The organism is Massilia sp. Leaf139, assembly GCF_001424165.1.
In the GTDB taxonomy this organism is placed as follows: Bacteria; Pseudomonadota; Gammaproteobacteria; order Burkholderiales; family Burkholderiaceae_D; genus Telluria.
The window spans coordinates 296303-311875 of record NZ_LMOJ01000022.1; the positions used below are offsets into that span (position 1 = coordinate 296303).

At 66.1% G+C, this 15573-nt stretch carries 14 protein-coding genes; 4 read left to right on the forward strand and 10 right to left on the reverse strand.

Translation table 11 applies throughout. The features are described 5' to 3' along the window. Nucleotide 1: 1 nt before the first annotated feature. Together ASF77_RS12760 and ppa are read left to right on the forward strand one after the other, a co-directional pair. A complete protein-coding gene (locus tag ASF77_RS12760) occupies nucleotides 2–1198 on the forward strand; it encodes a heme biosynthesis protein HemY (protein ID WP_082493746.1) in 1197 nt (398 codons plus the stop codon). Nucleotides 1199–1531: 333 nt separating this feature from the next. After that, entirely contained in the window at nucleotides 1532–2074 is a 543-nt protein-coding gene (ppa, locus tag ASF77_RS12765; protein WP_056339677.1) for an inorganic diphosphatase, read from the forward strand. Between the two features lie 171 nt (nucleotides 2075–2245). On the opposite strand, the gene ASF77_RS12770 is transcribed toward ppa, so the two are convergent. From ASF77_RS12770 to ASF77_RS12810, 9 genes are all read right to left on the reverse strand, one after another. Next, nucleotides 2246–3673 carry a PA domain-containing protein gene (locus ASF77_RS12770; RefSeq protein ID WP_056339680.1) on the reverse strand — a complete coding sequence of 476 codons (1428 nt, stop codon included), beginning with the start codon at nucleotides 3671–3673 and terminating at the stop codon, nucleotides 2246–2248. Then, complete coding sequence (locus ASF77_RS12775; RefSeq protein WP_156648873.1) at nucleotides 3666–3971, reverse strand: post-PEP-CTERM-1 domain-containing protein; 306 nt, start codon at nucleotides 3969–3971, stop codon at nucleotides 3666–3668. The genes ASF77_RS12770 and ASF77_RS12775 overlap by 8 nt, the downstream gene beginning before the upstream one ends. A gap of 419 nt (nucleotides 3972–4390) precedes the next feature. Next, entirely contained in the window at nucleotides 4391–5464 is a 1074-nt protein-coding gene (locus tag ASF77_RS12780; RefSeq protein WP_056339685.1) for a branched-chain amino acid ABC transporter permease, read from the reverse strand. A 3-nt stretch (nucleotides 5465–5467) separates the two neighbouring features. Continuing rightward, complete coding sequence (locus ASF77_RS12785) at nucleotides 5468–6514, reverse strand: branched-chain amino acid ABC transporter permease (protein WP_056339689.1); 1047 nt, start codon at nucleotides 6512–6514, stop codon at nucleotides 5468–5470. Between the two features lie 8 nt (nucleotides 6515–6522). Further along, nucleotides 6523–7248 carry an ABC transporter ATP-binding protein gene (locus ASF77_RS12790; protein WP_056339692.1) on the reverse strand — a complete coding sequence of 242 codons (726 nt, stop codon included), beginning with the start codon at nucleotides 7246–7248 and terminating at the stop codon, nucleotides 6523–6525. Further along, nucleotides 7241–8029, reverse strand: coding sequence for an ABC transporter ATP-binding protein (locus ASF77_RS12795; protein ID WP_056340404.1), 789 nt, complete (start codon nucleotides 8027–8029; stop codon nucleotides 7241–7243). The genes ASF77_RS12790 and ASF77_RS12795 overlap by 8 nt, the downstream gene beginning before the upstream one ends. A 10-nt stretch (nucleotides 8030–8039) precedes the next feature. Continuing rightward, on the reverse strand, nucleotides 8040–9233 hold the full coding sequence (locus ASF77_RS12800) for a substrate-binding domain-containing protein (RefSeq protein ID WP_056339695.1): 1194 nt from the start codon (nucleotides 9231–9233) through the stop codon (nucleotides 8040–8042). Between the two features lie 34 nt (nucleotides 9234–9267). After that, on the reverse strand, nucleotides 9268–10158 hold the full coding sequence (locus tag ASF77_RS12805; RefSeq protein ID WP_056339698.1) for an alpha/beta fold hydrolase: 891 nt from the start codon (nucleotides 10156–10158) through the stop codon (nucleotides 9268–9270). A 111-nt stretch (nucleotides 10159–10269) separates the two neighbouring features. Further along, nucleotides 10270–12552: a TonB-dependent receptor gene (locus ASF77_RS12810; protein ID WP_056339701.1), complete on the reverse strand. Its 2283-nt coding sequence runs from the start codon at nucleotides 12550–12552 to the stop codon at nucleotides 10270–10272. A 310-nt stretch (nucleotides 12553–12862) separates the two neighbouring features. Here ASF77_RS12810 and ASF77_RS12815 point away from each other — a divergent pair, with 310 nt between their 5' ends. Together ASF77_RS12815 and ASF77_RS12820 are read left to right on the forward strand one after the other, a co-directional pair. Continuing rightward, entirely contained in the window at nucleotides 12863–13756 is an 894-nt protein-coding gene (locus ASF77_RS12815; RefSeq protein ID WP_056339703.1) for a LysR family transcriptional regulator, read from the forward strand. Beyond that, nucleotides 13753–14274 (forward strand): GNAT family N-acetyltransferase, encoded by a 522-nt coding sequence (locus tag ASF77_RS12820; RefSeq protein ID WP_056339707.1) that lies wholly within the window; start codon nucleotides 13753–13755, stop codon nucleotides 14272–14274. The genes ASF77_RS12815 and ASF77_RS12820 overlap by 4 nt, the downstream gene beginning before the upstream one ends. A gap of 151 nt (nucleotides 14275–14425) precedes the next feature. On the opposite strand, the gene ASF77_RS12825 is transcribed toward ASF77_RS12820, so the two are convergent. Next, a complete protein-coding gene (locus tag ASF77_RS12825) occupies nucleotides 14426–15559 on the reverse strand; it encodes a GNAT family N-acetyltransferase (protein WP_056339709.1) in 1134 nt (377 codons plus the stop codon). Nucleotides 15560–15573: the final 14 nt, after the last annotated feature.

Sequence of the window (15573 nt, forward strand, 5' to 3'; positions counted from 1 at the left end):
TATGCGTCTACTTCTCTGGTTAGTCGCCCTGATGGCCACCGCCATCGGCATCGCCGTGACGGCGCGCTTCAATCCGGGCAACGTGGTGTTCTTCTATCCGCCGCACCGGATCGACATGTCGCTCAACCTGTTCGTGGTGCTGATGGGGCTGCTGTTCCTGGCCCTGTACGGCCTGGCGCGCGCGATCGTCTCGACCCTGCGCATGCCGCAGCGCGTGGCCGCTTACCGCCAGCGCAAGCGCGAGCGTGAAGGCAACAAGGGTTTGCGCGACGCGCTGAAAGCCCTGTTCGAAGGCCGCTTCGGCCACGCCGAAAAGGCCGCCATGCGCGCCGCCGAGCTGCCCGAAAACGCCGGCCTGGCCGCCCTGATCGGCGCGCGCGCGGCGCACCGCATGCGCGAACCGGCGCGGCGCGACGCCTGGCTGGCCGGCGTCGCCCACGACAATGCCCTGAAAACCGCGCGCCTGATGACGGTCATCGAGCTGCTGGTCGACGACCACCAGCCGGAAGCGGCCCTGGCGGCCGTGGATGAACTCAACGCCAGCGGCCAGCGCCACATCCACGCCCTGCAATGGTCGATGAAGGCCAACCAGCAGGCGCGCAACTGGCCCGAAGTGCTGCGCCTGGTGCGCATCCTGGACAAGCGCAAGGCCTTGCACCCGGCCCTGGCCAGCCGCCTGCGCGAGATGGCCTACGAGGCACTGCTGTCGGAAGAGGGACGCGATCCGGAAGCGATCCGCCGCGTCTGGGCAAGCGTGCCGGCGCAGGATCGCACCAAACCCTACATCGCCGCGCGCGCCGCCGCCGCCTTCAACGCCAGCGGCCTGCCGGACGAGGCGCGCGTGGTCGCCGAGGAAGCGCTCAAGGCCGGTTGGGACGAGCGCGTCGTGCGCGCCTACCGCGACGCCGCCGGCCCGGCCGGTTCGCCGACCTTGCTGGCCCAGATCGAACACTGCGAAGCCTGGCTGCGCGAACGCCCGAACGATCCGGAACTGGCGCTCGCGCTCGGTTCGCTGTGCCTGCGCCAGAAACTCTGGGGCAAGGCCCAGCGCTACCTGGAACAGGCACTGTCGGATGCCACCCAGTCGAGCATGGTGCGCGACATCCACCTGAAGCTGGCGCAGCTGCACGAGGCGCTGGGGCAGGAGGGGTCGGCGGCGAATCATTATCGGCAGAGTGCGCTGGCGACGATGTTGTGATGTAGTGTGTTTCGGGTTGCGGCTTCGCTACGGGTTTCGACATGCGTGCTGTGTTACTCGGGGTAACCAAGGCCAATGGCCTTGGTTACGGATTCTCTATGCCCGCCCTACGTTACGTGACGGCCGACGATGTCAGTCGAGACAGTAGCGCACCGTAGGGCGGGCATGCCCGCGCGTGAACGTCGAACAGTGTCGGCTTTGTTTCCGGAAAGACCCGGCTAACACCGTGCAGGCCTTAAGCGTGGGCATGCCCACCCTACGCGCCGCACAAGCTCATGCCTATTCGATATAATGCTCCCCTTTATTGAAACTTCAGCAACCAAGGATTAACCCATGAGCCTCAACAACGTCCCAGCCGGCCGTGATGTGCCGAATGACTTCAACGTCATCATCGAAATCCCGATGAACGCCGATCCGATCAAGTACGAAGTGGACAAGGATACCGGCGCGATCTTCGTCGACCGTTTCATGGGCACCGCGATGCACTATCCGTGCAACTACGGCTATGTGCCGCAAACCCTGTCGGACGACGGCGACCCATGCGACGTGCTGGTCATCACCCCGTTCCCGCTGATCCCTGGCGTGGTCGTGCGTTGCCGCGCGATCGGCGTGCTGAAGATGACCGACGAAGCCGGCGGCGATGCCAAGATCCTGGCCGTGCCTGTCGACAAGATCCTGCCGATCTACAGCCACTGGCAAAAGCCGGAAGACCTGCAAGACCTGCGCCTGCAGCAGATCCAGCACTTCTTCGAGCACTACAAGGATCTCGAAAAAGGCAAGTGGGTCAAGGTCGAAGGCTGGGCCGGCCCGGATGAAGCGAAAGCCGAGATCGTCAACGGCGTCGCCGCATTCAAGGCAAAAGAACAGCAGCAATAAATTCGACTGCGGTCGTGGAAAGGCCCGGCACCTTCGTGGTGGCCGGGCCTTTTTATTGCTCGGAGCTATTGGAGCTTCCGAAAAACGCTTTGGGCAAGGCGTGTCGTCGAAGACAGTAGGCAAGTACGGCGAGACGATGCAACGCCGCCCTGGGCGTTTTCTCGGGAGCTCCTACCATCCGATATCCCGGAGTAATGGATAAGTGAGATCACGCGGCGGCGTCACCGTGTGTGACAGATCCGAATTGATCGATGGCTCCATCAACTGGTTCGGCTTGGCGTCCGTGGTGTAGTGCGATACCGAGGAGCCCGGCTGGTTCGGGTTCGGCGTGTACATCAGGATGCGGCGGCGCTCGTCGGTGCCGGCCAGGCGCTTCGGATCGACGCCGAGGCTGGCGATGACGTTGGAGCGGTGGCGCGAGCGCGATTGCAAGGCCGCGCGTAGCCTGATGCCGGCTTCCTGCGTGACGCGCACCGACGGAATCCTGATCGTCGGATCGCTGCCGCTCATGCCGGTCGGCTCGCCCGGCGCATTGTCGGCCACGACCATGCCGATCGCTCCGGCCGCCTGCACGTTGCGGGCCTTGTCGACAAAGGCGCATTCGCCGCGCGACACCAGGGCGATGTTGCCGCGAACGGTCCAGGCGTTGCGCTTGCTGAGCGGGGCGCAGGCCAGGCCCGTGCCGTCGGGCTGGTCGATGACCGGCATCAGGTGCCCCTTGACGGGCTTGCGGCCGAGTGGCGGGCCGAAGGAGGCGTCGCCGACCGGGTAGTGGCCGGCGGCCTTGCCGAAGACGCTCAGGCGCGAGCGCGGATCGAGCACGGCAGGCACCGCTGCGGTGACGTTGGCGCCGTTCCAGGACAGGCCGTTGACGCTGATGGCCGAGGCGACGCGCTGCTCCGGCGTCATGTTGACCCAGGCCTGCTCGGTGCGGTTGTCGACCAGGAAGTGATCCCAGATGGAAGGCACGTCGAGGATCTCGGCGCCGGACTCGTCGTCGGTGAAGGTCTGGAATCCGAGGCCATGCGCCATTTCGTGCAGCAGCACGGTGACGAGGTCGATGGCGGCGCCGGCGTTGTTGTCGAGGCCGAGGTAGAAGCCGGGGCCGGGCAGGCAGTCCGGGAACAGGCCGAGGCGGGAGTTGAAGCGCGAGATGATGTGCGGTTCGCCCGGCGTGGAGACGTCGGTGCCGGCCAGCTTGCTCGCCAGCGCGCTCGAATACCAGGTGCCGGCGCGCGGGGCGTTGGTGAAGTCCGACCAGATCTCATTCGCGCCGGCCGAACCGAGCACGGCGCTGTTTTCCGTGCAGGACAGCGGCACGAAGGAGGCGCCGATGCGGATCGGAACATTGCTGGTGAGGGTCGCGCCCCAGATGTCGGCCGCGTGCTGGAAGGCGATCAGGCGCTGCTTGCCGAGCGTGGTGCCGGGGTTGCCGCCGACCGGCGCGACCGGGGTCGGATCGTTGAAGCCGACGTTTGGTTCGTTCTGGTTGACGATGGTGATCGTGGCCGCGCCGGCGCCCGTGCTGGCGAAGGCGGCACAGGACAGGATGAGGGCGGAAATGGTGCGGAGCGAGCTGAACAGCGTGGATTTAGTCATGGCGATGCTCCTGCTTGTGCTGGGTGGACGCGGGAGCGCCGACGGCTTTCTCGGCCGCCGCCGCGCCCTGCACGCACTGCTCGACGAGCTTGCCGTCGGGGCCGCGGGTGACGACCGAATACACCAGCGCGCGTTCGCCCAGACGCACCTGGCGGCTTCCGCTCGGATGGGTGGTCAGGGCCGGCGGCGTGGTGCGCATGGCCGAGGCCGCGGCGGTGGGCGCCGGCGCCAGCGCGCGGCTTTCGGCCGCGGTCGGCGCGCGCAATTGCCCGGTCTGGGCGTCACGAACGACGACCATGCCGGACTGCGTTCCGGATTCCGTCTGCGCGGCGGCCGGCGTGGACAGCGCGGCGCAGAATACAGCGCACGGCAGGAGGGCTAAGAATTTTTGACAGGACATGGTGGGTCTCCGCTCAAGCTTCAGATCGACGGCTCGCGGCGCATGCAACCGGGCGCCCAGGCCAGGGGCCAGCAAGGTACAGCGGCGGTGCGGGCACCGCCCTTACGACTCGGATCGTGTCGAGCCGGAATGGTTCGATGCGGTTCGAGTGGCTCGGTTCATCATATGAGCTGAACGATCACGAACCTTGATCTGGCTTGAATGTGCGTAGCGCGACAAGAGGCAGGAATTTCGATGCTTCATGGAAGCATTTGCACCGTGATGGTGCAGCGGGGAGGGGAAGCGCGGCCGGTGGAAGCCCGGCCGCGCGGGATCGGTCAGCGCCGGGCCAGATAGCTGCGCAGGCGCAGCTTGCCGACGATACCGATCGGGAAGAAGTAGATCGACAGCACGAACAGCACGCCCAGCCACAGCATCCAGCGATCCGGGTGCAGGGCAGCCGCCAGCAGCGGCACGCCTTCCATCGCGGCCGAACCGTGCGCCATCAGTTCCTTCAGGTAGTTCTGGGCCAGGATGAAGAGGGCGGCGCCGACCACCGCGCCGTACATCGTGCCCATGCCGCCGATCACCACGATCAGCAGGATGTCGGTCATCACCTCGAAGCCGAGCGAGGTCTTGGGGCCGACATAGCGCAGCCACAGCGCCATCAGCGCGCCGGCCAGCGCGGCCACCAGCGCCGCCAGGCAGTTGGCCCAGATGCGGTAGACCACCGTGCGGTAGCCCAGCGCCTCGGCGCGGAACTCGTTCTCGCGGATTGCCTGCAGCACCCGGCCGAAGGGCGAATTCACCAGGCGCAGCAGGAACAGGAAGAGCAGCAGGCAGCCGAAGAACACCAGGTAGTAGGTCAGCAGCTTGCCGTCGATGGCGCGGCCGAACACCTCGTTCTCCATCAGCGTGAAGCCGGGCGAGAGCACCTCGGGCACGCTGAAGGTCTTGCCGTCCTCGCCGCCGGTGAAGTCCGACAATTGCGAGGCCAGCACGGCGAAGGAAGAAGCGACCGCCAGCGTGATCATGGCGTAGAAGATGGCGCGTACGCGCAGGGCGAACAGGCCGACCACGAGCGCCAAACCGAGCGCCAGCAGCAGCGCCAGGCCCAGGCCCGTCAGCGCCGCCGACCAGGTCGGCTCGTCGACGGAAGCCAGCCCCAGGCCGATGCCGTAGGCGCCGATCCCGTAGAACATCGTGTGCGCAAACGAGACGATGCCGGTATAACCGAGCAGCAGGTCGTAGGAGGCCACCAGCACGATGTAGACGCAGATCGTGGCCGCCGTGTTGAGCGGGCGCGCGCCACTGGTGAGGAAGGGCGCCAGCGCCAGTCCCAGGAAGACCAGCAGCAGCACGAGGCTGAGCATGCGGCTGCGCGGCAGGTCGCCGGATAGGAGTCGGTTCATGGATCAGCCCCGTGCGTTGGAGTAAAGACCGGCCGGACGCCACATCAGCACCGCGATCATCAGGGCGATGTTCGAGACCAGCGCGAATTTCGGCGTCAGGAAGCCGGCGTAATTGGCCACCAGCGCCATCAGGATCGAGCCGATGAAGCAGCCGCCGACGGAACCGAGGCCGCCGATGATGATGACGATGAAGATCATGACGATGGTCTCGCCCCCCATCGCGGCCGACAGGGTTTCCTTGTACAGGCCCCACATCACGCCGCCCAGGCCGGCCAGCGCCGAACCGGCTGCGAACACGGCCACGAACAGGCGCCGGATGCGGTAGCCCAGGCTCTCGACCATGTCGCGGTTTTCCACGCCGGCGCGGATGAGCAAGCCGATCTTGGTGCGGTTCAGGGTCAGGAACAGCAGCGCGAACACGACCAGGCCGACCACCACCGCCAGCAGGCGGTATTTTTCGATGGCGGCGTCGCCCAGGAAGATGGCCCCGCGCAGCGACGTGGGCAGCGGCAGCGGGATGGTTTCCGCGCCCCAGATCACGTTGATCAGCTGTTCGGCCACGATCATGCCGCCCATGGTGATCAGGATCTGCTTCAGGTGCTGGCCATACACCGGCATGATGATGACGCGCTCGAAGGCCCAGCCGAGGAGGGCCGTCACCACCATCGCCACCGTCACCGCCAGGCCCAGCACGCCGAGGTTGAGCAGCAGCGAGTCGGCCTCCATCGCCCAGCGCATCGGCAGCAGCACCAGGGTGGCGGTAAAGGCGCCCACCGAGACGAAGGCGCCGTGGCCGAAGTTGAGCACGTCCATCAGGCCGAAGACCAGGGTCAGGCCGCTGGCCATAATGAAGATCATCATGCCCATGGCGAGGCCGGCGACGGTCAGCGTGACCCAGGTCGGGAAGCTGCCGATCAGGGGCAGCATCACCAGGGCCAGCACGGGAATCAGCAGGAGCGGCGCGATGTCGCGCGGCGCGTTCGGCAGCGGCGTGTCCGCCTTGAGCTCGGCATTCGACCCGGCGCTCGTGTGGGGAAGGGTTGCACTCATCATGAATCCTATTGGTGGGAGTCGAGCGACAGGCCCAGCAGGCGCTGCTGCAGCTCGTCGTCGTTGGCCAGCGCCGCCATGGTGCCGGCATGGGCCACGCGGCCGTCGTCCATCACGCTGACGGTGTCGCCAAGCGAACGCACGAAGTTGAAATTCTGCTCGACCAGCAGGATCGTGGTCTCGTGTTCCTTCAGTTCGCGGAAGGCCGCGATCAGGCTTTGCACGATGGCCGGGGCCAGGCCCTTGGTCGGCTCGTCGACCAGCAGCAGTTTTCTCGGCTCGACGATCGCGCGTGCGATCGCCACCATCTGCTTCTGGCCGCCCGAGAGGTTACCGGCCGGGTAGTTCCAGAATTTCTTCAGGGCCGGGAAGAAGCCGAAGATCCACTCGACCCGCGCCTGATCCATCGGCCCGTTGCGCGCCGCCAGGTGCAGGTTCTCGCGCACCGTCAGCTTGGAGAAGACGGCCATGCTTTCCGGGACATAGGCGATGCCCAGGCGCGCGATGTCGGGCGTGGCCATCTTGGTGATGTCGTGGCCGTCGAAGACGATGCTGCCGGCGCTGGCCTGCCACAGGCCCATGATGGTGCGCAGGGTCGTGGTCTTGCCGGCGCCGTTGCGGCCGAGGAGCACCGACAGGCCGCCGCGCGGTACCACCAGATCCACGCCTTGCAGGATGTGGTACTGACCGATGTGGGTATGCACCCCCGACAGAGTGAGCAAGGCTTCAGGCATGTTCGGCTTCCGGTGTTCCAAGATAGGCTTCCTGTACGATCTTCGATTGCATGACTTCGCCGGGATTACCGTCGGCGACCAGGATGCCGTTGTGCAGCACGATGATACGGTCGGCCAGCTGGCGCACCACGTCCATCTTGTGCTCGACCAGCAGCACGGTCTTGTTGGCCTCGCGCTTGACCGCGTGGATCAGGTCGAGCACGACCGGCACCTCGTCCACGCTCATGCCGGCGGTCGGTTCGTCGAACATCAGGATGGCCGGTTCCAGCGCGAGCAGGATCGCCACTTCCAGCTTGCGCTGGTCGCCGTGCGAGAGGGCGCCGACGATCATGTCGCGCTTGGCCAGCATCGCCACGCGTTCCAGGTAATGCTCGGCGCGCTCGATCAGGGCCTTGTGGCCGAACCAGACCGAAAACATGTTCAGGCCGACGCCGGCGCGGCTCTGCACGGCCAGGCGCACGTTTTCCATCACGGTCAGGTTCGGGAACAGGTTCGTGAGCTGGAAGGCGCGCCCGATGCCGAGCCGGGTGCGGCGCGCGGCGCCATGGCGGGTGACGTCGGCGCCTTTCATCAGCACGCTGCCGGAGGTCGCCGGCAGCTGGCCCGAGACCAGGTTGAAGTAGGTCGTCTTGCCGGCCCCGTTCGGGCCGACGATCACGGTCAGCGTGCCCGGATAAAAATCGGCCGTCACCGCATTCACCGCGACGTGCCCGCCGAAGCGGATGGTCAGGTCGCGCGTCGACAAGGACGGCTGCCGTGCGTTTGTCTGGGCGTTGTTCATTACGACCATGTCAGCGCTTGTTCTTGACCGGCAGCGGCAGCTCGGCGGTCGGGATTTCGCGCACCAGCTCCAGCAGATCCCATTCGTTGGTCTGGTTCTTCTTGATGCGGAAGTGGTACATCGACTGCAGCGCCTGGTGGTCTTCCTTGCGGAAGCTCATCGGACCTTTCGGCGTGTCGAACTTCATGCCTTCCATGGCGGCGACCAGCTGCTCGGAATTCCCGCTGGGGACTTTCGAGAGCGCGGTGAAGACAGCGCTGGCCGCGGCGAAACCGCCGGCCGTGAACATGTCGGGCGGGGCCTTGAAGCGCTTGGTATGTTCGGCCACCAGCCAGTCGTTCATCTTGTTCTTCGGGAAGGCGTAGTAATAGTAGATGGTGCCTTCGGTGCCGGCGTAGTTCTTCCAGGTCTTCATCACCGGCAGGATGTTCCCGCCCGGCGCCAGCATGATGCCGTGGCGCTCCGGCTTCATGTCGGCGATCTTGTTCATCGGGTTGGGGCCGGCCCAGACGATCTGCAGCACGCGCGGCTGCGGCTTGTCCTTCAGCGCGTCGAACAGGCGCTGGGTCGAGGCGGTGAAATCGGTGGTGGTCATCGGCGCGTATTCTTCGTGCACCACCTTGGCCTTGCTGCCGGTCGCCGCCAGGGCTTCCTTGCCGGCCTTGATGGCGTCGCGGCCGAAGGCATAGTCCTGGGTCAGGAAGCCGACGCTGCCGCCTTTCAGGGTGCTGGCCGCGGCCAGGGCGTCCTGCATCGAGCTGCGCGCGGTGCGGAAGATGTACTTGTTCCACTTGTCGCCGGTGATGGCATCGGCCACGGCCGGCTCGACGATCAGCACCTTCTTGTATTCCTTCGCCACCGGCAGCATGGCGATCGCCGAACCCGAGGAGGAGGTGCCGACGGCGATGTCGACCTTGTCGTCGCCATAGGCTTCGGCCAGCAGGGTGCGGCCGAGATCGGGCTTGCTCTGGTCGTCCTTGACGATGACTTTCAGCTTGCGGCCGGCGATTTCCATCTTGCCGCCGGTGAGGTATTCCAGCCCCATCATAAAGCCGGTCTCGGTTTCCTTGGCATAGGCTTCGAGCGGGCCGGTCTTGCCGGCGATGAGCGCGATCTTCAGGTCGGCGGCCAGGGCATGGGGCGCGGCGGTGGCGGCAAAGGCAAGCAGAACCGCGGCGCTGAGGGGCTTGACGAGATGGTGCATGGAGTCTCCTGTAACTTATTTTAAGGAAGCCGATTCAGGGTAGCGACATCAGGAACTGGCGGATCGCTTCCCAGGCTTCGGGTTCGGTGAGCATCGGCGCGTGGCCGACGTTCGGCACTTCGGTGTACTGCATCGTGGGCGCGGCGCGCCGCATCCACGCCGCCTGTTCGGGTTCGACCAGATCCGACAGGGCGCCGCGCACCAGCAGCGTCGGGCGCTTGTGCGCGAGCCGCTTGAAGGCGAGGCGTCCGGCCAGCGAGGTCGGGCGCAGTTTACCTGTCTGCAATGCTATCGCAATACTGGGGTCGTAGCGCACTGCCAGCTGGCCCGATGCGTCGGGGGCGAAAGCGCGCCGCGCCCACTTGCCCCATTCTTCATTGGGGGCGTCGGGAAAGGCGCAGGCGTTGATCTCCTTCAGATAGGCGGCGGCATCCTCCCAGGAGGCGAGCGTGCTGCAGCGTCCCGCGTAGCCGGCGATGCGCGCCAGGCCCTTGACGGAGAGCACCGGGCCGACGTCGTTGATGACGGCGCCTGCGATGAGTTCGATGTGGCGCACTGCCAGGGTCATGGTGATCAGGCCGCCCATCGAGGTGCCGATGAAGACGGCGCGCGCGATGCCCAGATCGTGCAGCAGCTTGACGACGTCGCCGGCGTAGACGACCGGGTTGTAGTTCGCCGGATCCGGATCGCGCGCCGAGTGGCCGCGGCCGCGCACGTCGAGCGCCAGGACGCGCCGTCCGAGGGCGGCGATGCGCGGCGCCAGCTCGTCGAAGTCGCCCGAATTGCGTGTCAGGCCGTGCAGGCAAATGACTGGCAAGCGGGCCGGCAGTGCCGCCGCATCCGCCGGCACCTGGGCCGCGTAGTCGCGCGCATACAAGTCCAGGCCGTCGGTGCTCTGGTAGCTGATGGGTGTGAAGGTGGACACGCTGGCAGATCCTGTTGTTCTTGTGAGGGGATGGCGGGCGAAGGAGGGCCCGTCCACGCCGCTTGCGGCGGCGTGGAGGAATGGCTACTGCTGCTCCTTACGCCCGACGGATCAGAAGCGGTACTCGACCGTCGCCGACACCGTGCGCGGATTGCCGTAGAAGGCGGTCAGCGTGCCCTCGTTGCCCAGGGTCGGGAACAGGTAGCCGGCCGTCTTGTAGCGCTCGTCGCTCAGGTTCTTGCCGTGGATGCCGGCGCGGATCTTGCCGTCGGCGCGCGTCCAGATGATGCTGGCATCGTACAGTTTGTACGAATCCTGGTCGAGCAGGGACACGGTTTCGAACTGGTTGGTGGCGCCCTTGTACGAGACGCTGCCGATCAGCGAGATCTTGCCGTTGTGGCCCATGAGCGGCAGCGCGATGTCGTAGTTGGCGCGCAGGTTGCCCGAGTTGCGCGGTGTGTTCTGGAACACGCGCTGGCTGGCGACGTTCACGTTGTTGATGATGTATTCGCGGTACTCGGCGTCGATGTAGCTGTACATGCCGGCCAGGGTGAAGTCGCGCGTCAGGTTGGCCACCGCTTCGAACTCGAAGCCGCGGATCTTGGCCTTGCCGGCATTCGTGGTCACGCCGGCGAAGCTGTCGTCGCGGCCGTCGCCGTTGGTGTCGATCGCCACCGAACCCGGAATCTGCACGTCCTGGTAGTCGCTGAAGAACAGGGCGGTGTTGGTCGTGATGCGCCCACCGTTGAAGGCCGACTTCAGGCCGAGTTCGACCGTCTCGATGGTTTCCGGGCTGTAGCCGCGGCGCGCTTCCGCCACCGGCAGGCGCAAGCCGGCGATGTTAATGCGCGGATCGAAGCCGCCGCCCTTGAAGCCTTCCGAGTACGACGCGTAGACGTTGTGGTCGGCGTTGAACTTGTAGTTGACGGCCACGCGCGGGGTGAACTTCTTGTCTTCGCGCTCCAGGCCGCGCATGTCGGTGTCGACGCGGAACGGGATGGCGTTCGGGTTGCCCAGTCCCGGCGAGCCGTTCAGGCCGAGGAAGATCTGGCGGTAGATGTCGGCGCTGCGCTTGTCGACCGTGTAGCGGCCGCCCAGCGACAGGCTCAGGGCATCGGTGAAGTTGTAGCTGCCGTCGATGTAGGCGGCCCAGGCCTTGGTGCCGACGTCGCCGCTGGTGAAGGTCGAGGACGGGAATGCGCCGGCCAGGATGGTGTCGAACTTGTTGTAGGCCTGGGCGTCGATGTAGTACACGCCGGCCACGCCCTGGATACGGTCGCCCGTATAGGTTGCGTTGAATTCCTGGCTGAACTGCTCGTTCTTGTACAGGGCCGGCACTTCCATGTCGACGACCGGCAGGGCGTCGAAGTCGATCGGCGCCCAGGACTTGTCCTTGCGGCTGGCCGTGATCGACTTGAACGAGAACTGGTCGTTGAGGCGGTATTCGATCAGCGCCGAGACGCCGTGCGCGGTGACTTCCTGCTCGTGGCCCTGGGCGCGGGTCAGGCTGGCGCGGGTGTCGAATTCGTTACCGAGGATCGGCGCGCCGCTGGTGCGGCCGACGGTCAGGCGGTGGCCGTTCTTCGGGCTCGAATCGTCTTGCGTGCCGTCGGCGGCGACGCGGATGAAGAGATCGGGCGTCGGCGTGAATTCGGCCGACAGGCGCAGCGCGTGCACGTCCTTGTCGTAGTTCTCGGCGCCGGTGTAGAGGTTCTTGCCGAAGCCGTCGCGCTTGAAGCGGGCGGCGGTGGCGCCGATGCGCAGGGTGTCGGAGACCGGGGTGCCGAGGGTGACCACGGCGTCCTTCTGGCCGTAGTTGCCGACCGTGCCGCGCAGGCGGATGTCGGTCTTCGGCCCGAGTTTCCGGGTGACGTACTTGACGGCGCCGCCGATGGTGTTGCGGCCGTACAGGGTGCCCTGCGGGCCGCGCAGCACCTCGATGCGCTCGACGTCGTAGATGTCGGCCACGGCGGCTTGCGGACGGGCCAGGTAGATGTCGTCGATGTAGATGCCGACGCCCGATTCGAAGCCTGCCAGCGGGTCGGCCTGGCCGACGCCGCGGATGAAGGCGGTCAGCGTCGAGTTGGTGGCGCGCGAGGCTTTCAGGGTGGTGTTCGGCAGCGCCAGGGCGAGGGCGGTCACGTCGGGCACGCCCTGCTTGGAGAGCTGGTCGGCGGAAAACGCGGTGACGGACACCGGCACGTCCTGCAGGGTTTCCTCGCGGCGGCGCGCGGTGACGACGACTTTCTGGACGTCGGATGCGCTCTCGCCGTCAAGGGCGGGCGCGCCCGAGGATTGCTGGGCATGGGCGGCGCCCATGGCACCGCTGGACAGGGCCAGCAGGGCGGCGGCGCAATGGGTGACCAGTTTCTTTTTTTGTGTTGTCAGGTGCATCGTTGTCTCCTAATTTTTGGAAAGAACCTATCCCGGCAGCGACTCCTTCTGCTGGGTTAGGCTCTAGGGGCATGCTTGGAATCGCACGCAAAACAGTGTGCTCCGCTTCTGTCTGGCTGAAAAGATAACAACGCGCCCACCCCTTGTGCGTAATTGCACAGGCCGCTGCACTGTAAGGGGGCATGGTGTATGCAGGAGGAATGCTGCAAGTGCACAATTTTGGCGCCCTGAAGCATGCATATGGGAATTGATTGCGGGAGGAATGTGCACTGGTGCACAATACGCTGTATCGATAACGAACAGTGCGCCGATGAATACCCTGCCCGAGTGGACCGACCTGCGATTCTTCCTCGAACTGGCGCGCGCGGGCACGCTCTCGGGCGCCTCGCGCCGGCTCGACGTCGAGCACACGACGGTGGCGCGCCGCATCGACCGCCTGGAAAAGGAACTCGGCACCACCTTGTTCGACCGCTCGCGCGAAGGCTACGAGCTCACCGAGATGGGCCTGGCGCTGCTGCCCCATGCCGAAGCGATGGAAGGCGCGGCCCTGGCCGCGGCCGAGCAGCTGGGCGGGGCGGAAGTGGCGGCGCACGGCGTGGTGCGCCTGGGGGTGCCGGAGGTGTTCGGGGTGAAAGTGGTGGCGCCGCTGCTGGTCGGCCTGCTCGATGCGAACCCCGACCTGACAATCGACCTGCTGGCGCTGCCGAGCTTTGCCAACCTGGCCAACCGCGAAGCGGATCTGGGCGTGATGCTCGACCCGCCGACCACCGGCCGCTACATGGTCACGCGCCTGGCCTCGTTCCGCTTCTACCTGTACGCCTCGCCAGGCTATCTCGCGCGCCATCCGCCGATCCGCCACCTGTCGGATCTGTCGCAGCACTATTTCGTCGACTACGTGCAGGATCGCCTGGCCAGCCGCGAGCTGTCCTATCTCGACGAACTCGGTTTCACGCCGCGCCGGCGCCTGTGCTGCTCCGGCATGACGGCGCAGATCGAAGCCGCCGCACTCGGCATGGGCCTGATGATGGCGCCGCCGTATGCGATCCCGCCGGACGGCAGCCTGGTGCCGGTGCTGCCCGGCTTCTTCGCCGAGCGCTCGTTCTGGCTGGCCGCGCCCACCGATCTGTATCGCCTGCGCCGCGTGAAAGTGGTGTGGAACCTGCTGCGCGATTACGCCGACAGCCAGCCTTCGCTGTTCGTATGAGCGCGGTCGTGGTCAGGCCTTTCATGCCGGCCGATGCGGATCGGGTCAACGCCGTCGCGCGCGCCGCTTTTGCCCAGTACGAAGGACAGTATGAAGACTGGCCGAGCTTCATCGAGGGCATCGGGCGGATGGCGGAGCTGGCCGCGGGCGGGGATCTGTTCGTGGCCGAATCCGGCGGCGCGATCCTGGGCGCGGTAGTGCATGTGGGGCCGGGGCGGCCGCGCAGCGCGATCTTTCCCGATGCATGGTCGGTGATCCGGATGCTGGTGGTCGATCCCGCCGCGCGCGGGCACGGTGTCGGGCGGCGGCTGGTCGCAGCCTGCCTGGAGAGTGCGCGCGACGCGGGGGCGCCTACCGTGGGGCTGCATACGAGTCCCGTGATGGAATCTGCGCTGCGGATGTACCTGCGGATCGGGTTCCGGTGGGATTGCGAGCTGGCGCCGATTCGCGGGGTTCCTTACGGTCGCTATGTGTTGCCGGCAGCGGGAATCGGCGCAGCGCTGGTGCTCCTGACGTAGGGTGGGCATGCCCACGCGTTCGTGCGTTTGCATACCACCACGGCATCGCTTGCCGTAACCCCGATCCAACCCTGTACCGCGTGGGGTCATGGAGGCCAATAGCCGCCATGACGGCTTTTCTTCGGAGAGCCCACCCTACGACCCCCAAGACTCACCCCTTGAACGGATTCCGCTCGTTCAATTCGCTCATGTACTCGTCGATCCCACCCGCCTCGCGTTCGAGGAAGCGTTCGATCGCGTCGGCGAACGAGGGATGCGCCAGCCAGTGCGCCGAGAAGGTGCGGGTCGGCAGGAAGCCGCGCGCCATCTTGTGTTCACCCTGGGCGCCGCCCTCGAAGGTCTTGATGCCCTGTTCGATGCAGAACTCGAGCGGCTGGTAGTAAGCCGCCTCGAAATGCAGGCAGGGTACGTGTTCCAGTTCGCCCCAGTAGCGGCCGTAGAGCGTGTCGGCCGTATGGATCACGAGCGAGGCGGCGATCGGGCGGCCGTCGCGCTCGGCGATCACGAGCAGGATGTTCTCGGGCATGGTGCGGCCGATGCGGCGGAAGAAATCCAGGTTCAGGTAGGGCGTCGAATAATGCGCGGCATAGGTGTGGCGGTAGCAGCGGTTGAACAGCTTCCAGTCGGCGTCCGTGACGTCGGCGCCGCGCACGCGGCGCATGACGACGCCGGCTTCCCGCACCTTGCGCCGCTCGGCGCGGATGTTCTTGCGCTTCTTCTGCTCCAGCGTGGCCAGGAACTCGTCGAAGCTGGCATAGCCGGGGTTCAGCCAATGGAACTGCACGCCGCTGCGCAGCAGGAAGCCGGCCTCCTGCAGCTGGCGCGCGTGCGCCTCGGGCGGGAACAGGATGTGGGTCGAGGACACCTCGGTGGCGCGCTGGGTCGCCTGCAGCACGTCGATCAAGGCCGCGCGCGCCGCCTCGTCGACGGCCAGGAGACGCGGGCCCGCCACCGGCGTGAACGGGATCGCCGCCAGCAGCTTCGGGTAGTACGCGAGTCCGTGGCGCTGGTAAGCGTCGGCCCAGGCCCAGTCGAACACGTATTCGCCGTAGGAATGGCCTTTCACGTACAGGGGCAGGGCGGCGGCGAACGTGTCGCCGTCGTAGAGCGCGATGTACTGCGGCTGCCAGCCGGTCTCGGGCGCGGCGCTGCCGGATTCGTGCAGGGCGTGCAGGAAGGCGTAGGAAAGAAACGGGTTGGCTTCTTCCTGCTGTGCCAGCAAGCCATCCCAGGCGGATTGCCCGATCTCGGACAAGGATGAAACGATATGCGTGCGATAATTCAAAATTGCCTTTACAC